The following is a 19,653-nucleotide window of genomic DNA, read 5'->3' on the forward strand; positions in this document are numbered from 1 at the left end:
GGTGAGGGCTGTGGGGCCGGCGTAAAGCATCAGGCCTCCACCCAACCTTTCCGTTACCCCTCAGCGGCCTGCGGCGTAACCAACCGTGCCGCACCGTCACCATACTATCGCATTCACCTGTCACCATCGGCGTTTGCGGACCGCTCCCGCCCGGCGTGATCCCGGCACACGCCGGATCGATCCCGGAAATCCATCTATGTGACGATTGCGTGACCGGCTCGCTTCCCCTAGGGGGCACGCGGTCGCGTCAAGAGAAGAAAGGAGACTCGCCATGCGCCAGATCGCCGTTCTTCCCTATCGTACCGTCGGCCCCGCCGTCGACGCGCCGATCCAGATACTGCTGATCACCTCGCGCAGTTCGCGCCGCTGGGTCATTCCCAAGGGTGGGCTGATGAAGGGCTACTTGCCCCACGCCGCCGCCGCCGCAGAGGCGGAGGAAGAGGCAGGCGTGCTCGGCGCGGCCTGTCCGATCCCGCTGGGATCCTATCGCTATCGCAAGCAGCGCGCCTCGGGCGCCTCGGTCTGGGCGGACGTGGACGTGTTCCCGTTCGCCGTCACCGAGGAACTCGATACCTGGGACGAACAACACCAGCGCGAACGCCGCTGGTTCTCTCTGGCTGAGGCGGCTAAGGCGGTCGACGAAGAGGACCTTCGCGCGCTGATCCGTTCATTTGGCGCGCGTGAGTTCCGCGCCGCCGCCAGTCCCGCACGCCTCCTGAGCGTGATGGCCGACCGGATGGCCGACAAGACAGGGGTCAATACGATGTTTGCCTGGTTCCAGAAGCTGCTTCCGCAGCAGGGCAATTTCTTCGATCTGTTCGAACAGCAGGCCGCAACGCTGGTGGCCGGGGCCGATGCCCTTGCGCGCCTGGCGCAGGGCGGCCCGGGCCGCGCCCAGCATATTCGCGAGATCAGCGAGCGCGAACACGATGCGGACAATATCACCCGCGAAGTGCTCCAGACGGTGCGCCGCACCTTCCTGACGCCGTTCGATCGTTCGTCGATCACCAGCCTGATCACGACGATGGACGATGCCATCGACGAGATGCAGCAAGTGGCCAGCGCCGTGAATCTCTACGAGGTCACCGAGTTCGAGCCCGAGATGATCGACATGGCCGCGATCATCGTCGATGCCGCGCGCCTCACCGCCGAAATCATGCCGCTGCTGCGCAAGATCGCCGACAACGGCCACCGCCTGCACGAACTGACCGAGCGCCTCGTGCGCATGGAAGGCCATGCGGACGAGATCCATGCCGCGGGTCTCAAGCGCGTGTTCAAGGCGGATTCGGGCAAGGATGCGCTGCACTTCATCGTCCGTCAGGAGATGTTCAAGCGGCTGGAGCGCGTGGTCGACCGATTCGAGGACGTGGCGAACGAGATCGATGGTCTCGTGATCGATCACGCCTAAGCTGCCCTTTCGATGGAACACACGCTTGCACTGCCGCTGCTGATCGGCCTCGTCGCGCTCGCGCTGGCGTTCGACTTCCTGAACGGGTTGCACGACGCTGCCAACGCCATCGCCACGGTCGTCGCCACGCGCCTGCTCTCGCCGGTGATGGCGGTGCTGTTCGCCGCTTTCGGCAACTTCGCCGCTTACTGGATCATGGGCCTCCATGTCGCCGAGACGGTGGGCAAGGGCATCATCAACAAGGACGCGGTGACGCCATCCGTGGTGTTCGGCGCCCTGGTGGGCGCGATGTTCTGGAACGTGCTGACCTGGATCAAGGGCATCCCTTCGTCTTCCAGCCATGCGCTGATCGGCGGACTGCTGGGCGCGGGCGTCGTCGCGGCGGGCCCGGGCGTGGTCGAGGCAGACGGCACGGTGAAGACGCTGATAGCCATCATCGCCTCGCCGCTGCTGGGCTTCGTGATCGCGATGCTGATGATGCTGCTGACTTCGTGGCTGTTCCGGGGAACGACGCCGCGCCAGTCCAACGGCATCTTCAAGACGCTGCACTTGTTCTCGTCCGCCGCCTACTCGATCAGCCACGGCGGCAACGACGCGCAGAAGACGATGGGCATCATCGCCGTGCTGCTTTACTCCACCGGGCACCTTGAGGGCGGCTTCCACGTGCCCGAATGGGTGGTGATCGGCTGCTACACGGCGATCTCGCTCGGCACGCTTTCGGGCGGTTGGAAGATCATCAAGACGATGGGTTCCAAGCTCACCAAGCTCAACCACCACTCGGGCTTTTGCGCTTCGACTGCGGGCGCCATCGTGGTGTTCGGTGCGAGCGCCATGGGCATTCCGGTTTCGACCACCCATGCGATCACCGGCGCCGTCGTAGGCACCGGCGCCGCCCGCCGCGCTAGCGCGGTGCGCTGGTCGGTCGCCAGCCGCGTGATTGTGGCATGGTTCGTGACGATCCCGGCCAGCGCCGTCGTTGGCGCGCTGTTCTACGAGATCACGCGGCTCTTTTGACGCGGGCGCCATTCGCATCCGCGAATGGCTTGCGGCGCCAGCCCACTCCCCCACCCGACCTCCCAGATTTTACCCGTAGGGAGATCGGGTGGGGAGTGGGCCGGTGCCGCAGTTACATTCTGCGACGCCGTTCATTCTCGACTTGTCGCGCCTGAACCGATAGTCCCCGGGCTTGGACTTATGGGGAATCCGCGTAAGTGAAGCTGATTATCGGCAATAAGAACTACTCCAGCTGGTCGCTGCGCGGCTGGCTGGCCTGCAAGCAGTCGGGGCTCCATTTCGAGGAGATCACCGTCCCGCTCTACGGTGACGAATGGGACGCCCAACGCAGCTCGAACGACCTTGCACCCAGCCACGGCAAAGTGCCGATCCTGTGGGATGGCGACGCCGTGGTGTGGGACAGTCTGGCGATCGTCGAGTATCTCGCCGACAAAGTCGGGCGCGACCGCTTCTGGCCCAAGGGCGACGATGCCCGCGCCATGGCGCGCTCGATGGTGGCGGAGATGCATTCCAGCTTCTTCGCGCTGCGCCGCGCCTGTCCGATGAACATCCGTATGCGCGTCGAAGGCATGGTGCCGGATGACGACGTGCGTGCGGACGTGGTGCGCATCCTCACGCTCTGGGCCGAGGCGCGCGCGCGGTTCGGGCGGGGCGGGCCGTTCCTGTTCGGCACTTTCAGCGCCGCCGACGTGTTCTACGCGCCCATCGTCAGCCGGTTCCTGACCTATGGCATTGGCGTGCCCGGCTTCGCGGTGGCCTATATGGAGGCCGTCTGGGAGCACGAGTGGATGCAGCAGTGGATCAACGCCGCGCAGACCGAGGAATGGGTGATCGAGCAATTCGAAGCGCCGATAAGGTAACCTCGACCGTCACTCTGCTTACCAAATCACACTCGGGGGCCCCGCGAAGGCGGGGGCGCCGATATTCTTGAGCCGCAGCGCGGGGATGACGGGGAATGTGATAGCAGCGGGATGAGGTGATCCCGGAGGATGCGCGCCTAGCGGATCCCGTCGGTCGGGTAAGGCGTGCCGTCCTTGTGGAAATACCCGTCGCCTTCGAACTTCATGTCGATGTCCGAATAGGCGCCGGAGCCGTCGCGATTGCCGGCGCCGATGGCGACGAACACACAGTCCGCGTCGCTCTCGTTGATCAGGTGATGGCCGTTCGCGACGCCCTTGGGCCAGGCGCAGACATCCCCCGGGCGCAGCACCGTGCGGCCGTCATCCTCCACCAGCACGGCCTCGCCGGAGAGCATCACCAGCAGCTCGTCCTCGTCGTCATGCCAGTGGCGCTGGCTGGACCACGCGCCGGGTTTCATCACCACGTGGCTCGCATCCATTTCGGTAAGCCCGCCCGCCGGCGCCAGCCGCCGCCACCAGCGGCCCTTTACCGGCTGGTCGAATGGCGCCGGATAGCCGGTGCCATTCGACGGTGCGATAGCGTCGATATCGATCTTCGGCATCTGTCCCTCCATCGCGAGCCTGTCCCCAAGCTATGGTCTTGCGCGCCGACCTGTGCAATGGCCCCGGCATGACCGAGACCGTGCAGACCTCCGCCGATGTCGTCGCGCTTGCCCAAGCGCTGATCGCCTGCCCCAGCGTCACACCCGCCACCGGCACGGTGTTCGATTGCCTGGAAGCGCAACTGACGCCGCTCGGTTTCGACGTCCATCGCGCCATCTCGGGCGAGGCGCCGGACGGCCCGGTCGAGAACCTATTCGCGATCCGCAAGGGCCCCGAAGGCTCGCGCCACTTCGCCTTTGCCGGCCACCTCGACGTGGTGCCGCCGGGCGAGGGCTGGGCCAGCGGCGCTTTCGCACCCGAGATCAGGGGCGATCTGCTCTATGGCCGCGGCGCGGTCGACATGAAGGGCTCCATCGCCGCCATGGTCGCCGCCGTCGCGGACCTCCCGGTCGAGGCGGGCACGGTCAGCTTCGTCATCACCGGCGACGAGGAAGGCCCCGCGCGCTACGGCACGCTGGCGCTGATCGACCATATGCGCGCGGTCGGCGCGATCCCCGACCTCTGCCTTGTCGGTGAGCCCACTTCGGTCAACCGGCTGGGCGACATGATGAAGATCGGCCGTCGCGGCTCGGTGAACATCTGGCTCGAAGTCGAGGGCGTGCAGGGCCATGTCGCCTATCCGCATCTGGCCGACAATCCGATCACCCGGCTGGTCGCCATGCTGACCGAACTCGATGCGCTGGTGCTGGATGAGGGGACCGACTGGTTCCAGGCGAGCAACCTCGAAGTCACCGACCTCACCGTCGGCAATCCGGCCACCAACGTGATCCCGGCCAAGGCTTCGGCGCGCATCTCGATCCGTTTCAACGACCTGCACACGGGCGAAGGCCTGTCCGCGCGCGTTACCGAGATCGCCGAGCGCCATGGCGGCACCGCCCGCCCGGTGATTTCGGGCGAGGCATTCCTCACCGCGCCGGGTCCGTTCTCGACCCTGCTGGCCGATGCCATCCGCGCCGAGACCGGCGTGGAACCCGAACTGTCCACCAGCGGCGGCACCTCGGACGCGCGCTTCCTCAAGGACCTGTCGCCGGTGATCGAGTTCGGCCTGTGCAACGCGACCATGCACAAGCGCGACGAGGCTGTGGCCATCGCCGACCTCGAAGGGCTGGTGCGCATCTATCGGCGCGTGCTGGACGCCGCCCTAAGGCGCTGACTCCCGCTGATTTCGGCGTAAAACGTCAAGAATAGGGGCGCCCCCGGCGTTGACCGGGCGGGTTACGCTGTTAGTCTCGCAAGCAATTTTATTGCGAGGTGGGAATGGGCAGGCGGCTGACGCTTTATATCGTTATCGGCATGGTGCTGGGCATCGCCGTGGGCTGGGTGCTTCATGCGAGCCTGCCGGCAGGCGATCCGCGCCTGGAGCAGTGGGCTGACTACTTCAAGCTGCTGCCGGACGTCTTCCTGAAGATGATCAAGATGATCATCGCGCCGCTGGTCTTCGCCACGATCGTCACCGGCATTTCGGGCATGGGCGACAGTTCGGCGCTGGGCCGCATCGGCGCCAAGGCGCTGGCCTGGTTCATCTCGGCCAGCCTGATCTCGCTCGCGCTCGGCCTGCTGTTGGTCAACCTGTTCAAGCCCGGCGTCGGTGTCGGCTTCGAGACGCGGGCCGACCTTGGCAAGCTGGAGACGGGCGAGCTGACGCTGCGCCACTTCATCCTCGAAATCTTCCCGAGCAGCGCCGTCGACGCGATGGCGCAGAACAACATCCTGCAAATCCTCGTCTTCTCGCTGTTCGTCGGTGTCGGCCTCACCGCCATTGGCGAAAAGGGCGCGATCATCGTCAAGGTCAGCGAGGCGCTGTCCGAACTGATGCTCCAGATCACCGACTACGTGATGCGCTTTGCGCCGTTCGCGGTGTTCGGCGCCCTTGCCAGCGTGATCGGCACGCGCGGGCTTGGCATCGTCGTGACATACGGTGTGCTGGTCAGCGAGTTCTACTTCGCGATGCTGCTGTTGTGGCTGCTGCTGTTCATTGTGGGCGCGGTGTTCCTGCGCGGGCGGGTCATCACGCTGTTCCGCTATATCCGCGAGCCGCTGCTGCTGAGCTTCTCGACTGCGTCTTCGGAGGCGAGCCTGCCCAAGCTGTTCGAACAGCTTGACCGCTTCGGTGTGCCGCGCCGGATTTCGGGCTTCATCCTGCCGATGGGGTACAGCTTCAACCTCGACGGCTCGATGATCTACATGAGCTTTGCGACGATCTTCATCGCGCAGGCCTATGGCATCCATGTGCCGATTGGCACGCAGATCCTGATGCTGCTGACCCTGATGGTCAGCTCGAAGGGCATTGCCGGGGTGCCGCGCGCCAGCCTCGTGGTCATTGCCGCCACGCTCACGCAGTTCGGCCTGCCGGTAGAAGGCATCGCGCTGCTGCTGGGCATCGACACCTTCCTCGACATGGGCCGCTCGGCCACCAATGTCGTCGGCAATGCAGTCGCCACGGCGGTGATTACCCGCAGCGAAGGCATGCTCCAGCCGCTGGTCGATCCCGAGGAAGCAATGCCCCGCGCACCGACGCGCACTTCGTCGGAAGGGCGCAAGGGGCTCAATATCGATCCCGAGCAGTACGACAGCTGATGGCTTAAATTCCTCCCCTGCAAGGGGAGGGGGACCGCCCGAAGGGTGGTGGAGGGGTGTCACCGCCAGCGTGGACACCCCTCCGTCAGCGCCCCGATATGGGATGGGCGCTGCCACCTCCCCTTGCAGGGGAGGACACCGGAACGGTTAGCGGATCAGCCGGACCGGCGTGAACGGCGCCAGCCCGCAGCCCGCGCCGCGCTGGAACCCGCTGCCCACGCGGTTGAGCGGGAAGATGATGTCCTGCCGGCAAAGCTGCGACAGCGACGTCGAATAAGTGAAGGTCCCGGCCGAGCGCAGGCCCGGGCAGCGGTTCGGCAAGGTCACGCGCCAGACGCGGTTGCCGGCACCGATGAAGTCGATGGTCCAGTCGTCGCGGATATTGGTGTTGGAGAACTGGCTGAGCGGCAGGCAGTCCTGCGCGGGGCCAACCACTTCGGCGGCCGGGCTGACCGGCGGCGGGGTCTGGGGTTCCTGCTTGGTGCAGGCCATGAGCGTGAGCGGCATGAGGGCGAAGGTGACGTTACGGCGAACCATGGACATCCTCCTGATCAGGCAGCCTTGCGAGCGGCTCCCTTCTCCATGATCTTGTCCTTGTAATCGCACAAGTCAACGACCGGGCAGCGCCAGCATTCCGGCGTGCGCGCCTTGCAGATGTAGCGGCCGTGCAGGATCATCCAGTGGTGCGATCCGACGCGGAACGGCTGCGGCACCCGCTTCTCCAGTTGCTTCTCCACCGCGAGCGGCGTCTTGCCCTTGGCAATGCCGGTGCGGTTGCCGACGCGAAAGATATGGGTGTCCACCGCGAAAGTCTCCGCCCCGAAGGCGCAGTTCATCACGACATTGGCGGTCTTGCGCCCGACGCCCGGCAGTTCGACCAGAGCATCGCGGTCTTCGGGGACTTCGCCGTCATAACGATCGACGAGAATCTGCGAGAGCGCGATGACGTTCTTGGCCTTGGAGTTGAACAGGCCGATGGTCTTGATGTGCTCTTTCAGGCCCTCTTCGCCCAGTTCGACCATCTGCGCCGGGGTCTTTACCTCCCGGAACAGCGCCCGCGTCGCCTTGTTGACGCCGACGTCGGTCGACTGCGCTGAGAGCACCACGGCGACGAGCAACTGGTAGTTATTGCCGAATTCCAGCTCCGTCTCGGGCGAGGGGTTAAGCTCGGCGAGACGGCGGAAGAATTCGAAGATTTCGGCCTTGTTCAAAGGTCCAGCACCTCGGGCATGGTGTAGCGGCCCGCGTGCTTGTCCTTCAGCCATTGCGCCGCCTTGACCGCGCCCTTGGCGAAGATCGTGCGGTTCTCGGCGAGGTGCGAGAACGAAAGGCGCTCGCCATCGGCCAGGAAGTGCACGGTGTGGTCGCCCGCCACGGAGCCGCCGCGCAGGGCCGCGAAACCGATGGTGCCCGCCTCGCGCTTGCCGGTGATGCCGTCGCGGGCGCGCACGGCAGCGTTCGACAGGCTGACCTCACGGCCCTTGGCGGCGGCTTCACCCAGCAGCAGCGCGGTGCCGGAGGGGGCGTCCACCTTCATGCGGTGGTGGGTCTCGACGATCTCGATATCCCAGTCCTCGGCCAGCTTGCTGGCGGCTTCGCGCACGAGGTGGGCAAGCAGGGTGACGCCCAGCGAGGTATTGCCGGTCTGGAGCACGGGAATGTGCTGCGCGGCCGAATCGATCAGCCAGTGGTGGCGTTCCTCAAGGCCGGTGGTGCCGACGACGATGGGAATGCCCGCATCGACCGCCGCATCGAGGTTGGCTTCCAGCGCGACCGGGCTGGAGAAATCGATCAGCACGTCGGAATGCGCGGCCAGCGCCGCCACGTCGCCGTCGCGGTCCACGCCGCCGACGAATTCCTCGCCCGCCGCCGCAATGGCCTCCGCAATCGCGCGTCCCATGCGGCCTTCGCTGCCGATAATTCCGATTCGTGCCACGTCACTGTCTCCAGGAGCCGTCATGCCGAACTTGTTTCAGCATCCATCGTGCCCCAAACACCGGGCAGCGAATGGCGCACAATGAACCCCGAAACAAGCCTGTCCCGAGCAGGGGCGGACGGTTCGGGGAGACGGGAAAGGCAAGCCGTGTCGGTACTCCGCAATATCGTCATCCTCACCGGCGCGGGCGTGTCGGCCGAAAGCGGCATCGATACCTTCCGGGACGGCGGCGGCCTGTGGGAGCAGCACCGAGTCGAGGACGTGGCGACACCGGAGGCTTTCGAGCGCGATCCCGATCTGGTGCTGCGCTTCTACGACATGCGGCGCGAGGCGATCCAGACCAAGGCGCCCAATGCCGCGCACCACGCGCTGGCCCGGCTCGACCGTGAGTGGGAGGGCGACCTGCTGATCGTCACCCAGAACATAGACGATCTTCACGAACGCGCGGGCACCTCACGCGTGCTCCACATGCACGGTGAGCATCTCAATGCTTGGTGCACCGCATGCGACGTGCGCTCGCGCTGGACGGGCACTCTGATCGACCGTCCGGCCTGCCCCGAATGCGGCAAGGCGGCGCTGCGTCCCGATGTCGTCTGGTTCGGCGAGATGCCCTACCACATGGACGCGATCTACGACGCCTTGCGGGAGGCGGACCTGTTCGTCTCGATCGGCACGTCGGGCGCGGTCTATCCGGCGGCGGGCTTCGTGCGCAATGCGCGCGATCTTGGCGCGGCGACGCTCGAACTCAATCTGGAGCCCAGCCAGGGCACCGGCTGGTTCGACGACGCCCGCCAGGGCCCGGCCACCGAAGTGGTTCCGGCATGGGTGGAAGAGATTCTCGGGCTATGACGGTGGACGCCGCTGGAAACCCGGCCGGCCATCGCGGCAGTTGCCATTGCGGCGCGGTCACGCTGGAACTGGCCGAGACGCCGCGCGAAGTCTGCGATTGCAATTGCTCGGTGTGCCGCCGGTTGGGGACGCTCTGGTCCTATCACAGTCCGTCAAACGTGCGGATCGATGGCCCGCTCAGCGGCTATCAAACGGGCGATCGGGTGCGGACGTTCTGGCACTGCCCCCAATGCGGCTGCACCACGCACTGGAGCGCAGTGGACCCGGCGCGGGACCGGATGGGCGTGAACATGCGCCTGTTCGCGCCCGAATTGCTGGAGAGCCTGTCCGTCTACGCTTACGACGGCAGATCGGCTTGAACGGGGGCCTGAACCCCGCAGGCGTGGCAGCCGGGATCCTTGGCGATCCTGAGCGGCCGCATCGAAGGCGCCAAGCCGTCGATCAGATGTAGCGTGCCGTACTGGGGATCGCCCAGCGCGGCGTGGCCGGCCATGACCACGCGCATGGCATGCATCGCCGCGAACGTGCCGACCATGCCGACCATCGCGCCCAGCACGCCGTCGGCCGCGCACGTATCGCAGTCCTGCGCATCGAAGGCATCGCCCACGAAACAGCGGTAGCAGGCATGGTCTGGCAGGTGTCCGGCGAAGTTGGCGACTTGCCCCTGAAAGCGACCAACCGCCGCGCTCGTGAGGGGAATGCCCAGTTTAATACAGCTGTCTGACACACGCAGGCGAGTCGCGAAGTTGTCACACCCGTCAAGTACCACGCTCGCGCCGAAGAGAATCTTTGCCGCGTTGTCTTCCCCGAGACGCGTTACATGCGGCACAACCTCAAGGCCAAGATCAAAGCGCCGCACCCATTCGGCTGCCGCTTCCGCCTTAGGCTTGCCGATATCCGATGGCGTATAAATCGTCTGACGTTGCAGATTGCTGACGTCCACCGTGTCGTCGTCAATCAGCGTCAGCCGTCCTATCCCGGCTGCGGCGAGATACTGGAGAGCTGGGCTGCCGATCCCGCCGCAGCCGACGAGCACCACATGCGCATCGGCCAGCGCGACCTGGCCCGTGCCGCCGACTTCGGGAAGCACGATATGCCGCGCGAAACGCGCAAGGCGATCGGGTGCCAAAGTCATTGCTGCATCATTCCTGTGTGGTTCCGGGTGTCGCCGGCAGCCGCTCCTTCACGAAGCCATGCATGCCGAACCACCACTGGGTGGCGATCACCGCGCCCTTGGCGGGCTGGAGCATGCCCAGCATCATCACCAGTGCCACCGGGACCACGATCGCGAAGATCGCCGCCGGTCCGAACTGGAAGTCGCTGGACAGTGCGATGATCAGTGGGGCCATCAGGTGGCCGGTCACCAGCATCGCGATATAGGCGGGAAAGTCGTCCGCGCGCTGGGGCGTCAGATCGGCCATGCAGGCCGGGCAGCGTTCCAGCGGTTTCAGCCACTTGCGGAACAGCCGGCCCTCGCCGCAGCGCGGGCAGCGGCAGCGTATGCCGCGCAGCGCGGCCTGCCAGTAGGAGGCGGGAAGCGTCATGGCCATGCGCCTACAGCATCGGGGCCGTGCGGGCAAAGCGCAAAAACGAAGATGCGGGGGCGTTCGGTGGGGGGTGGGGAGGGACGCCCCCGCATCAGGTAAGGGGGTGCGGATTAGCCGTTGCCGGCGATCCGTACCCGATTGCTGCCGACGCTGTGGGCGGCACTCAATGTCGATTCGGCGCGGTGCGTTGCCTCACCAAGCTGCGCGAAGCTGCGCAGCGGGGCGAGGGCGCAGGAGAAGGTGACCGAAATGGCTTCGCCTTCCGTCTCGTCGTGTTCGGAGGTGGCTAAAGTCTGGGCCAGAGTCCGGGCCAGCGCGCTGTCCAGCGCGACGCTGGCGCGCAGCCGCTCCATCACCAGTCGCGCTTCGTCGAGCTGGGTATCGGGCAGGATCACAGCGAAGGCCTCGGCGCTCCAGCGGGCCACAAGGTCGGTGCGGCGCATCCCGGCGTCGATCCGTCCGGCCACCGCGCGCAGCAGCGCGTCGCCGGCGGTGGGGCCGAACCGTCCGGAGAGCGAGGCGAAATGGTCGATGTCGATCAGGGCCAGCACGGCATTGCCCTGTCCGGCCAGCACGCGCTCCGCCGAATCGAGGAATTCGTGGCGATTGCGCAGTCCGGTCAGCCGGTCGCGCCGCGCTGCGTCGAGCGGTTGCCCGGCGCGGATAGCGGCGGTTGCGGCGGCCGTGGCGACGCTTTGGAGCAGTAGGCCCACGGTGTCGTTGCCGCCGCGCGGGATACCCGCCAGCCGCTCACCGCGCTGAGCGGCGCCGAGCAGGGCAACGGCCTCGCGCAGCGGCGTGACAAGAGCATGGATGGCGCTCAGTCCGAGTGCGGCGCCCAGCACGGTGGCGCAGAATGTGACTGCCAGCAGCACGGGATCCCACCGTCCGGTCGCTGCCGCGAAAGCCACGACGGCCAGCATGGGCACCAGCACGGCGGCCAGACATGCCAACAGCAGGCGCCATTCGTAGCGGCGCGGGAACAGAAAGGATGTGGCCCGGTAGAAGCGCATCGCATGCCCCTCTCGTGCAGCCGGGAAGCCCGGTCATGACGAAGGCTATGCGAAGACCCTTATCTAATGGTTAAGATTTTACGACAGGGGCGGATTGGCGGTTTGACGGAAGAAGCGCGCGGCTGCCATCCTTCGACAAGCTCAGGATGAGCGGAGTGGGAGGGGAAACATCCCCATGCGCTGGAACCCGCCATTCCCCCGATCCCGCTCAGGCTGAGCCTGTCGAAGCCCCGGCGAGCGAGGCGCGAGGCTGCCATACTCCACTAGCTTAGGATGAGCGGGGTGTGGGAGCGGAATTCCAGCGGCCAACTCGCAACCGGCCCGTCCTCGATCGCGCTCAGGATGAGTGGTGGCCGGGGGAATGGCACCTGCCAACCTACACCCGTCATCCCCGCGAAGGCGGGGATGTGGATTCACATTCGAAGTGCAACGGTTGAAGAGAGCATGCCTCGGCGGGTGTTTTGAAGTCGAGGCATTTTCGCGGTGTATTGTTGTAGCGTTGGATGATGTCCTCAAAGTGGGCAGGCGAGAGATCCTCGATGTTGGTCTTGCGCGGCAGGTCGCGTCTGAGGCGGCCGATGGCGTTTTCGACGCCGCCCTTTTGCCATGGGGCGTGGGGGTCGCAGAAGAACGTATCGATGCCGAGACGGTGCAACCTGTGGTGCTGTGCAAACTCGGTGCCGTTGTCGAGGGTCAGGGTTTGGCGCAAGGCGGCGGGCCAGGGCCGCAGCATGGCGGCGAGCAGGTCGGCGGTGCGCCGGGCCTTTCGGTCGGGCGGATGGCAGATCAGGGTGTAGCGCGAGGAGCGTTCATGGGCGACGAGGATGGCCTGGCCGTATCGGGCGAAGAGCATGAAGTCGGCCTCCCAGTGGCCGGGCCGGGACCGATCCGCGGCCTCGCCCGGGCGCATGGCGATGGGTTGGCGCTTGGCGATGAAGCGGACCGAGGATCCGCCGGGCTTGCGGCGCCATCCGCGGCGGGCCTTGGCGCGGGGCAGATAATGGCGCCATGATCGATCGTTCGTCCGCCTGATCTGGGCATGGATGAAGCGATAGATGCTCTCGTGACTGATGATACGCACGCCGGCCTCGCGGGCCATGCGGCCGGCGATCTGCTCGGGTGACCAGCCGGCCGCGAGGCGGCCCAGCACGCCCTCGCGCAAGGCCTGATCGCGTTCGAGGCGCATGCCCGACCAGCGCCGGGCGCGCGCCTGCTCTTGCGCATAGCCGGGCCGATAGCCCACCGTGCTGCCGCTGTTGCGCTTCAGCTCCCGAAAGATCGTCGATGCCGAGCGATCCAGAGCTGCCGCGATCTGGCGCAGCGATTGCCCGTCTTCATGAAGACGGGCAATCGTACACCGCTCTTCCAGATCAAGCTGTTCGTAAGCTCTTCCCATGACAACACCATAACCTGGTGTTGCACTTCGTTTGTGAACTTGGCGGATCCCGCTTCTGTTGTGCAGGCGAGAGGTCAGGAAAAAGCGGGGCCCTCGCCTTCGCGAGGGCGACGAGGGTGCGAATATGACGGCTCACCGGCACTATTCCCCCGCCCCAAACGACGCCGCGCGTGGGAACCGATCTGGTTCCCACGCGCGGTCAGGTGCGACCCTGCAGGCAAAACGTGCGGATGGTACCGCGGGTTCCCGGGGGTGCCCCCGGGCAGACCCTCAGGATTCGAGCTGGCGCAGCAGCGAGCGGACGTCGCCGTCCATGTCGGCATCGCGCGTGCGCAGTTCCTCGATCAGGCGGACCGCGTGGATCACGGTCGAGTGATCACGCCCACCGAACTTGCGGCCGATCTCGGGATACGAGCGCGGCGTCAGCACTTTGGCGAGATACATCGCCACCTGACGTGGACGCACCACCGCGCGGGCGCGGCGCTTGGAGCTCATCTCGGTCCGGTCGATACGGTAGAACTGGCAGACCGTGCGCTGGATCTCGTCGATCGTGATGCGGCGGCGGTTGGCCGAGAGGATGTCGGTAAGCTGTTCCTCGGCCAGCTGGAGCGAGACGGCCTGACCCGTAAGCTGGGCATAGGCGATCAGCTTGTTGAGGCCGCCGACCAGTTCACGCACGTTGCGGTTGATGGTGCGGGCAAGGAACTCGATCACGTCCGACGGCACGTCCACCGAGGCGAAGCGGTGCAGGCGGTTTTCGAGGATCGAGCGGCGCAGTTCGATGTCGGCCGGCTGGATGTCGGCGACAAGGCCCATCGACAGGCGCGAGAGCAGGCGCGGTTCGACACCGTCGAGCGCCTGCGGCGCGCGGTCGGCGGCGAAGACCAGGCGCTTGCCTTCCTGAAGCAGCGCATCGATCGTGTAGAGCAGTTCTTCCTGCGCCGATGCCTTGCCGATGATGAACTGGATATCGTCCACCAGCAGCAGGTCGAAGCCGCGCAGACGCGACTTGAACTCGATCATCTGGTTCTGGCGCAGCGCCTGGACGAATTCGACCATGAAGCGCTCTGCCGAGCAGTAGAAGATCCGCGCATGCGGGTGGTGCTGAAGATAGGCATGGCCGATCGCGTGCAGCAGGTGCGTCTTGCCCTGGCCGGTGGCGGCCTTGAGGTAAAGCGGCGAGAACTGCGGCGATTCGGTGGCCGACATGCGCTGCGCGGCATTGCAGGCCAGCACGTTGGACTGGCCGGTCACGAACGTCTGGAACGTCTGCGAGGCATCGATGCCGGCAGGACCCTGGCCCAGCGCGGCGAAAGCTTCGCCGGACAGTGCGACCGAGATCGGATCGGCCGAACCTTGCGCCGAATCATTGGCCGGTGCGCTCGACGGACGGCCGCCACCGCCCAGACGCAGCTCGGGAAGCTGGCGACGACCCGGGTGCACGAGGATGCGCACGTGGCGCACGTCGGGACGAGCGATCTTCCATGCCAGCGAGAGACGGTCCGCGAAACGATCCGCCACCCAGTTCGCCGAGAACTCGGTGGGCAGATAGAGATCGAGCGTTCCCGTTTCCTTGCAATAATTGCCGGGCTGAATCGGCTTGATCCACTGGCTGTGCGCTTGCTGACCGAGGTCTTTGCGCAAGCCCTGGCTGATGTCCGCCCAGTCGGCCGCCAGATTCACGGCTTCCTGATCCTCTTCCATCACCAATTTTACCGCCTTCGATTTCTTGCTCACGCCGTTAGCGCCTTGACCTGCTGTATCTGACATAAAACCAACCCCCCTTGTTGGCTGCTGCCCCGAATGGGCCGCGCGCAACCGGAAAGGACACGCCACCAGGCGTAAAAAAATCCCCAACCGCAAACGCATGTTTGCAGCGGGTGCTTCGTCGCTGTTGATGTTCCCCGGCCGGTTCCGCAACGGCCGAGGACCCTTTTAGAAACGGGTTTGGTCGCGGTGCAATACGATCCTCCCCAAATAAAAAAAATTATGCCTGTTGACTCGTCTCGGAGTGCCCAATTTCCGTCATGAAAGAATTTTCATGAATGAAATCAAACGGTTCCCATATGCGCACATGCGAATCGTAAGGTTTCCGTCATTTCGTTGCACAGGCCCCTTCTCGGGGTCCGAAGCGGGGCTTCGGGCCGGGTGACGAGGTCCCGATTTCGTTCCTGTTCCGTACTCGGCCGAAAGTACTAGGTGAGGCTCCTGTGTGCCGAATCGGAATTCGACTCAGGAACACCCGTCCCCTCGGCAAAGGCGGAAGGACCGATTCGACGCAATGTGCCGATTCGGAAATGGGGTCTCCGTGCGGATTGTGAAGGGCGTGGAGCAGTGCGCGGGGTTTTGAGGCCCTGCGTTCCGATCCTGTCTACCCGATGGATGTTGTGGTTGGCCCCTCAGTACGCGATTCGCGCCGGGAGCATTTGCTACGCCCCGTTAGGCAGGAGCACCCGTTGGGCGCAAGCGCTGAGTGCAGTCCTTTTGTGCGGAATGGCGGCCGGTGGATGCGCGCGCTGCACGATTCACGCGGCGCCGGGCGCAAGGGGTGGCCGACAGGAACGAGGACGCCATAAACGAGGACGCCATAAACGCCTTCGGCCCAAGCTTCCGCCCGATACCCGCAAGATGTGCGGGGTGTCCGGACAGAAGCTTGGGCCGAAGCAGCAGTCCCGGGCCACCCGAATTAATCGGGGCCCGGACTGTCAGGCCGGGCTCAGAGAGCCGAGACGGCCTTGGTCAGGCGCGAGAACTTGCGCGCTGCGGTGTTCTTGTGAAGCACGCCGCGGGCAACGCCACGCGCCAGCTCGGGCTGGGCTTCCTTGAGAGCGGCCGAAGCGGCGCTCTTGTCGCCACCGGCAATCGCAGCTTCGACCTTCTTCACGAAGGTACGGATGCGGCTGATGCGGTTGGTATTGATCTCCGCACGGCGATCGTTGCGACGGATGCGCTTGCGGGCTTGCGGCGTATTGGCCATCGAATTTCCTCTGTCTGGCCGCCCCACGCTGGTGATGCCGGCCCAATGCCTAACGAATCTGCTTTTGGCGAGCGGACTCGCCGGAAAGCGCGCCCCTTAGCGGTGTAGCGCCATTCCGTCAACCCGCGTGAGGCGCCCGAAACCGCCTATTTCTGGCATTTCGGACACCAAAAGGTACTGCGTCCACCTTGGACGAAGCGCCTTACCGGGGCCCCGCATAGGCAAGCTTCGCCCTCACGTCCATAGACCTGCCAGGAAGTGGCGAAATAGCCCAGTTCGCCATTGGGCTGCGCATAGTCGCGAATCGTCGAGCCGCCCGCCGCGATCGATTCGGACAGCACATCGCGAATCGCCGGCACCAGCCGGTTCAGCGCGGGCAGGGTAACGCGGCCGGCTTCCTTGTCGGGCCGGATCCGCGCGCGGAACAGCGCTTCGCAGACATAGATATTGCCGAGCCCGGCGACGACCTGCTGGTCGAGCAGCATCTGCTTGATCGGGGCGATTCGTCCGGCCAGCTGCGTCTTGAGATGCGGGGCCGTCAGCCCTTCGCCCAGCGGTTCCGGCCCCAGTGCGGCAAATGCGCCCCACGAATCGAGCCCGGCGGTGGGCACGAGGTCCACCGAACCGAATCGCCTTGCGTCGTTGAGCGCCAGGACATGGCCCGATCCGGTCTCGATCACGAGGTGGTCGTGCTTTTCCGGTTTCTCCGGCTCGATTCGCCAGCGGCCGGACATGCCGAGGTGGAACACCATGGTCTGGTCGCGGTCGGTATGGATGAGGCCGTACTTGGCGCGGCGGCCCATCGTCGTCACCCGCGCGCCGGTCAGGACTTGGACCAGATCGGGCGGGAACGGGCGGCGCAAGTCGGCGCGGTTGAGCGTTACACGCGCGATCCGCTCGCCTTCGAGATAGCGGGCAAGGCCGCGCACGGTGGTTTCGACTTCGGGAAGTTCTGGCATCGTGGGGGGGAGATAGGGCTTCGCACGCGCCATGAAAAGCGAGCGAGGGCTCGGCATTCCGAATGTCACGAGCCTCGCCACCCAACGAACGGGCCGCTAAGCGCTTGTCATGGAAGAAAAGCCTTCGAACTTTCGCGCCTTTGCCATGCTTGGCCTCGTCATGCTGCTGTGGGCGGGTAATTCGATCGTCGGCCGGGCGGTGCGTGCGGATGTGCCGCCGTTCACGCTGGCATTCGGGCGCTGGCTGCTGGCGCTGATGGTCCTGCTGCCTTTCGCGCTGGGTCCGCTGCGGCGCGAGTGGCGCGCGGTTCTGGCGGGCTGGCGGTGGATTGTGGTGCTGGGCGTGCTCGGCGTCGTCTGCTTCAACGGCTTCCTTTATAAAGGGCTGCATTACACGACCGCCGCCAATGCCCTGCTGCTGCAAGCCTCGATCCCGGCGGCCGTGACGGTGCTGGATCGGGTGCTGTTCGGCGGGCGGCCTGGGAAATTGCATGTGCTGGGCGTCGTCGTCTCGACGCTGGGGGTCATGGCCATTGTCTTCAAAGGCGATCCGGCGGCGCTGATGCAACTGCGCTTCGGTCCGGGCGACAGCCTGATCTTCTGCGCGGTGGCGGCATGGTCATTCTACACGGTGCTGCTGCGCAAGCGGCCACCGGTGTCGCCGGTGGTCTTCCTGTTCCTGACTTTCGCGCTTGGCGCGATGGGCATGGCCCCGCTGGCCGCACTGGAGGCGGCGAGCGGGCAGGCCGTGCACTGGAGCCCGCATGTGCTGGCGGCTTTCGCCTATGTCGGCCTGTTTCCTTCGGCGATTGCCTACTTCATCTATAACCGCGCGACGGCCGAGCTTGGCGCGGCCCGCGCCGGGCAGGCGATCACGCTGATGCCGCTGTTCGGCGCGCTGCTCTCGGCGCTGCTGCTGGGCGAGCGGCTCATGCCCTACCACCTCGCGGGCATGGCGCTGATTCTGGCAGGTATCGTGCTTTCCGCGCTCGCCCTGCGGCGGGTACGGGCGAACGCGACGGCATGAACGCCGCGCCCGCCGCCGAAAGCGGCTGGATCAGCCGTATTTGTAGTGGAAGGCTTCGTCGCTGGTGCAGGCGTAGACAATGGCCTCCACGAAAGCGATGCAGCCCGGGATCAGCGTCCAGCAAAAGACGAGGTACAGGATGCCCAAGCCGGTTCGGTTGAGATAGAACTTGTGCGCCCCAAGGCCGCCCAAGAGCAGGGCGAGCACGATGGCAGCCCCCTTGCTTTTCACCGGACGGCTGTATCCTCCGGTGGAAACGGCCGCGTTCATATAGACGTTGCCTTGCCTCTCGCTGGCGCGGAGGGCCTCTTCGGCGCGGCGCAAGGCAATATCCAGAGTTTCGCCGCAATGACGGCATTTCTTGGCGGTTGCCTTGACCGCTTCCGCACAGAATGGACATTCCGTCGTGGCCATTTCACTCAATCCTTCGCTGGTTGAGAGTGCGTCTTCGCGGGTTTCCGTTTCCATTCTTCTGTCCCCTTTTTTCCGATTGCGAACCGGCGTGACTGATTCTTCGTGCGGAAATGATAGGGAGGACTGCCATTGCAACTCTTAAAGCGCCGGTGAAATTATTGAAATAACGTGCAATTTCAATTTTCGCCGCGCCGCAAACTATATTGGGCAAAGGATCCGTTCACTGGCCAGCATCACCCTTTGCGCAAACGGCATTTACGCCTAAAGCGGCGCCATGAGCGAAACGGTTTCCTTCGGCTACGAGGATGTGGCCACCGAGGAGAAGCAGGAGCGCGTCGGCGCTGTCTTCTCCAGCGTCGCACGCAAGTACGACGTGATGAACGATGCCATGTCGGCAGGCATGCATCGGCTGTGGAAGGACAAGTTCGTGCGCCGCGTGAAGCCGCGCGAGGACGAGCAGATCCTCGACATGGCGGGCGGCACGGGCGACATCGCCTTCCGCATGGCCGCGCACGGCGCCTCGGTCACTGTCTCCGACATCAATCAGGACATGCTGGACGTCGGCATCGAGCGCGCGATGGAGCGCGGCATTGATGGCCTCGTCTGGTCGCGCCAGAATGCCGAGGAACTCTCGTTCCCGGCGCGCCACTTCGATGCCTATACGATTGCCTTCGGCATCCGTAACGTCACCCACATCGACAAGGCACTGGCCGAGGCGCACCGCGTGCTCAAGTTCGGCGGGCGCTTCTTCTGCCTCGAATTCTCGACCACCGAATGGCCGGGCTTCAAGGAGGCCTACGACGCCTATTCGCACCATCTGGTGCCGAAGATCGGTCAGGCCATCGCCGGTGACGCTGAGTCCTACCGCTACTTGATCGAATCGATCCGCCGCTTCCCGCCGATGCCGGAATTCGAGAAGATGATCCGCGCGGCCGGCTTCCGGCACACCAAGGTCGAACCGATCATGGGCGGCCTCGTAGCGATCCATTCGGGCTGGAAGGTCTGAGATCCAG

21 protein-coding genes are annotated in these 19,653 nt (G+C 65.2%); 9 read left to right on the plus strand and 12 right to left on the minus strand.

What is annotated here, in order from left to right:
* The first annotated feature begins 271 nt into the window (after window positions 1-271).
* The 3 genes from AC1VVK_RS11540 (at window position 272) to AC1VVK_RS11550 (ending at window position 3,282) form a co-directional block, all read left to right on the plus strand.
* Window positions 272-1,408, plus strand: a complete 1,137-nt coding sequence (locus tag AC1VVK_RS11540; RefSeq protein WP_132388304.1) for a DUF47 family protein — start codon at window positions 272-274, stop codon at window positions 1,406-1,408.
* A gap of 12 nt (window positions 1,409-1,420) precedes the next feature.
* A complete protein-coding gene (locus AC1VVK_RS11545) occupies window positions 1,421-2,422 on the plus strand; it encodes an inorganic phosphate transporter (protein WP_482903093.1) in 1,002 nt (333 codons plus the stop codon).
* A gap of 197 nt (window positions 2,423-2,619) precedes the next feature.
* The gene (locus AC1VVK_RS11550) at window positions 2,620-3,282 is read left to right on the plus strand and encodes a glutathione S-transferase family protein (RefSeq protein ID WP_132388308.1); all 663 of its coding nucleotides are present in this window, start codon (window positions 2,620-2,622) and stop codon (window positions 3,280-3,282) included.
* A gap of 137 nt (window positions 3,283-3,419) precedes the next feature.
* Here AC1VVK_RS11550 and AC1VVK_RS11555 read toward each other — a convergent pair whose 3' ends face one another.
* A complete protein-coding gene (locus AC1VVK_RS11555; RefSeq protein WP_132388310.1) occupies window positions 3,420-3,884 on the minus strand; it encodes a cupin domain-containing protein in 465 nt (154 codons plus the stop codon).
* A gap of 68 nt (window positions 3,885-3,952) precedes the next feature.
* Between AC1VVK_RS11555 and dapE the strand changes: the two genes are divergently transcribed.
* Together dapE and AC1VVK_RS11565 are read left to right on the plus strand one after the other, a co-directional pair.
* On the plus strand, window positions 3,953-5,098 hold the full coding sequence (gene dapE, locus AC1VVK_RS11560) for a succinyl-diaminopimelate desuccinylase (RefSeq protein WP_482905154.1): 1,146 nt from the start codon (window positions 3,953-3,955) through the stop codon (window positions 5,096-5,098).
* Window positions 5,099-5,202: 104 nt separating this feature from the next.
* Window positions 5,203-6,522 (plus strand): dicarboxylate/amino acid:cation symporter, encoded by a 1,320-nt coding sequence (locus AC1VVK_RS11565; protein ID WP_482903094.1) that lies wholly within the window; start codon window positions 5,203-5,205, stop codon window positions 6,520-6,522.
* 147 nt (window positions 6,523-6,669) lie between these two features.
* On the opposite strand, the gene AC1VVK_RS11570 is transcribed toward AC1VVK_RS11565, so the two are convergent.
* Genes AC1VVK_RS11570 through dapB form a run of 3 tightly spaced genes read right to left on the minus strand, consistent with a single transcriptional unit; the run spans window position 6,670 to window position 8,458 of the window.
* Window positions 6,670-7,059, minus strand: coding sequence for a hypothetical protein (locus tag AC1VVK_RS11570; RefSeq protein ID WP_482903095.1), 390 nt, complete (start codon window positions 7,057-7,059; stop codon window positions 6,670-6,672).
* Window positions 7,060-7,073: 14 nt separating this feature from the next.
* Entirely contained in the window at window positions 7,074-7,733 is a 660-nt protein-coding gene (gene nth, locus AC1VVK_RS11575; RefSeq protein WP_482903096.1) for an endonuclease III, read from the minus strand.
* Window positions 7,730-8,458 (minus strand): 4-hydroxy-tetrahydrodipicolinate reductase, encoded by a 729-nt coding sequence (dapB, locus tag AC1VVK_RS11580; protein WP_482903097.1) that lies wholly within the window; start codon window positions 8,456-8,458, stop codon window positions 7,730-7,732. Before dapB ends, nth begins: the two co-directional genes overlap by 4 nt.
* 147 nt (window positions 8,459-8,605) lie before the next feature.
* On the opposite strand from dapB, the gene AC1VVK_RS11585 reads away from it, so the two are divergent.
* A complete protein-coding gene (locus tag AC1VVK_RS11585; RefSeq protein WP_482903098.1) occupies window positions 8,606-9,307 on the plus strand; it encodes an NAD-dependent deacylase in 702 nt (233 codons plus the stop codon).
* On the plus strand, window positions 9,304-9,666 hold the full coding sequence (locus AC1VVK_RS11590; protein ID WP_482903099.1) for a GFA family protein: 363 nt from the start codon (window positions 9,304-9,306) through the stop codon (window positions 9,664-9,666). The genes AC1VVK_RS11585 and AC1VVK_RS11590 overlap by 4 nt, the downstream gene beginning before the upstream one ends.
* Here the strand turns inward: AC1VVK_RS11590 and AC1VVK_RS11595 are convergent.
* The 7 genes from AC1VVK_RS11595 to mutM form a co-directional block, all read right to left on the minus strand.
* The gene (locus AC1VVK_RS11595) at window positions 9,645-10,442 is read right to left on the minus strand and encodes a HesA/MoeB/ThiF family protein (RefSeq protein ID WP_482903100.1); all 798 of its coding nucleotides are present in this window, start codon (window positions 10,440-10,442) and stop codon (window positions 9,645-9,647) included. The two genes, AC1VVK_RS11590 and AC1VVK_RS11595, sit on opposite strands and share 22 nt — an antisense overlap.
* 7 nt (window positions 10,443-10,449) lie before the next feature.
* Entirely contained in the window at window positions 10,450-10,851 is a 402-nt protein-coding gene (locus AC1VVK_RS11600) for a DUF983 domain-containing protein (protein ID WP_482903101.1), read from the minus strand.
* A gap of 113 nt (window positions 10,852-10,964) precedes the next feature.
* Window positions 10,965-11,867 (minus strand): GGDEF domain-containing protein, encoded by a 903-nt coding sequence (locus AC1VVK_RS11605; protein WP_482903102.1) that lies wholly within the window; start codon window positions 11,865-11,867, stop codon window positions 10,965-10,967.
* Window positions 11,868-12,252: 385 nt separating this feature from the next.
* Window positions 12,253-13,263 carry an IS30 family transposase gene (locus AC1VVK_RS11610; protein ID WP_482903103.1) on the minus strand — a complete coding sequence of 337 codons (1,011 nt, stop codon included), beginning with the start codon at window positions 13,261-13,263 and terminating at the stop codon, window positions 12,253-12,255.
* Window positions 13,264-13,533: 270 nt separating this feature from the next.
* A complete protein-coding gene (gene dnaA, locus AC1VVK_RS11615) occupies window positions 13,534-14,967 on the minus strand; it encodes a chromosomal replication initiator protein DnaA (protein WP_132388621.1) in 1,434 nt (477 codons plus the stop codon).
* Window positions 14,968-15,979: 1,012 nt separating this feature from the next.
* A complete protein-coding gene (gene rpsT / locus AC1VVK_RS11620) occupies window positions 15,980-16,240 on the minus strand; it encodes a 30S ribosomal protein S20 (protein ID WP_132388328.1) in 261 nt (86 codons plus the stop codon).
* 146 nt (window positions 16,241-16,386) lie between these two features.
* Window positions 16,387-17,199 (minus strand): bifunctional DNA-formamidopyrimidine glycosylase/DNA-(apurinic or apyrimidinic site) lyase, encoded by an 813-nt coding sequence (mutM, locus tag AC1VVK_RS11625; RefSeq protein WP_482905155.1) that lies wholly within the window; start codon window positions 17,197-17,199, stop codon window positions 16,387-16,389.
* Between the two features lie 109 nt (window positions 17,200-17,308).
* Here mutM and AC1VVK_RS11630 point away from each other — a divergent pair, with 109 nt between their 5' ends.
* The gene (locus AC1VVK_RS11630; RefSeq protein ID WP_482903104.1) at window positions 17,309-18,226 is read left to right on the plus strand and encodes a DMT family transporter; all 918 of its coding nucleotides are present in this window, start codon (window positions 17,309-17,311) and stop codon (window positions 18,224-18,226) included.
* Window positions 18,227-18,256: 30 nt separating this feature from the next.
* On the opposite strand, the gene AC1VVK_RS11635 is transcribed toward AC1VVK_RS11630, so the two are convergent.
* Complete coding sequence (locus AC1VVK_RS11635; protein ID WP_482903105.1) at window positions 18,257-18,694, minus strand: TM2 domain-containing protein; 438 nt, start codon at window positions 18,692-18,694, stop codon at window positions 18,257-18,259.
* A gap of 220 nt (window positions 18,695-18,914) precedes the next feature.
* Here AC1VVK_RS11635 and AC1VVK_RS11640 point away from each other — a divergent pair, with 220 nt between their 5' ends.
* Complete coding sequence (locus tag AC1VVK_RS11640; protein ID WP_132388334.1) at window positions 18,915-19,646, plus strand: class I SAM-dependent methyltransferase; 732 nt, start codon at window positions 18,915-18,917, stop codon at window positions 19,644-19,646.
* Window positions 19,647-19,653: the final 7 nt, after the last annotated feature.

It is taken from the genome of Novosphingobium sp. BL-S-32 (assembly GCF_056857055.1).

Bases quoted from the DNA above. Each gene is read 5' to 3' on its own strand.
- AC1VVK_RS11630 (WP_482903104.1), top strand. From the start codon at position 17,309: ATGGAAGAAAAGCCTTCGAACTTTCGCGCCTTTGCCATGCTTGGCCTC.
- AC1VVK_RS11635 (WP_482903105.1), bottom strand. From the start codon at position 18,694: ATGGAAACGGAAACCCGCGAAGACGCACTCTCAACCAGCGAAGGATTG.
- AC1VVK_RS11570 (WP_482903095.1), bottom strand. From the start codon at position 7,059: ATGGTTCGCCGTAACGTCACCTTCGCCCTCATGCCGCTCACGCTCATG.
- AC1VVK_RS11600 (WP_482903101.1), bottom strand. From the start codon at position 10,851: ATGACGCTTCCCGCCTCCTACTGGCAGGCCGCGCTGCGCGGCATACGC.
- AC1VVK_RS11555 (WP_132388310.1), bottom strand. From the start codon at position 3,884: ATGCCGAAGATCGATATCGACGCTATCGCACCGTCGAATGGCACCGGC.
- AC1VVK_RS11605 (WP_482903102.1), bottom strand. From the start codon at position 11,867: ATGCGCTTCTACCGGGCCACATCCTTTCTGTTCCCGCGCCGCTACGAA.
- dapE (WP_482905154.1), top strand. From the start codon at position 3,953: ATGACCGAGACCGTGCAGACCTCCGCCGATGTCGTCGCGCTTGCCCAA.
- mutM (WP_482905155.1), bottom strand. From the start codon at position 17,199: ATGCCAGAACTTCCCGAAGTCGAAACCACCGTGCGCGGCCTTGCCCGC.
- AC1VVK_RS11640 (WP_132388334.1), top strand. From the start codon at position 18,915: ATGAGCGAAACGGTTTCCTTCGGCTACGAGGATGTGGCCACCGAGGAG.
- AC1VVK_RS11565 (WP_482903094.1), top strand. From the start codon at position 5,203: ATGGGCAGGCGGCTGACGCTTTATATCGTTATCGGCATGGTGCTGGGC.
- dnaA (WP_132388621.1), bottom strand. From the start codon at position 14,967: ATGGAAGAGGATCAGGAAGCCGTGAATCTGGCGGCCGACTGGGCGGAC.
- AC1VVK_RS11540 (WP_132388304.1), top strand. From the start codon at position 272: ATGCGCCAGATCGCCGTTCTTCCCTATCGTACCGTCGGCCCCGCCGTC.
- AC1VVK_RS11595 (WP_482903100.1), bottom strand. From the start codon at position 10,442: ATGACTTTGGCACCCGATCGCCTTGCGCGTTTCGCGCGGCATATCGTG.
- AC1VVK_RS11610 (WP_482903103.1), bottom strand. From the start codon at position 13,263: ATGGGAAGAGCTTACGAACAGCTTGATCTGGAAGAGCGGTGTACGATT.
- AC1VVK_RS11545 (WP_482903093.1), top strand. From the start codon at position 1,421: ATGGAACACACGCTTGCACTGCCGCTGCTGATCGGCCTCGTCGCGCTC.
- AC1VVK_RS11590 (WP_482903099.1), top strand. From the start codon at position 9,304: ATGACGGTGGACGCCGCTGGAAACCCGGCCGGCCATCGCGGCAGTTGC.
- rpsT (WP_132388328.1), bottom strand. From the start codon at position 16,240: ATGGCCAATACGCCGCAAGCCCGCAAGCGCATCCGTCGCAACGATCGC.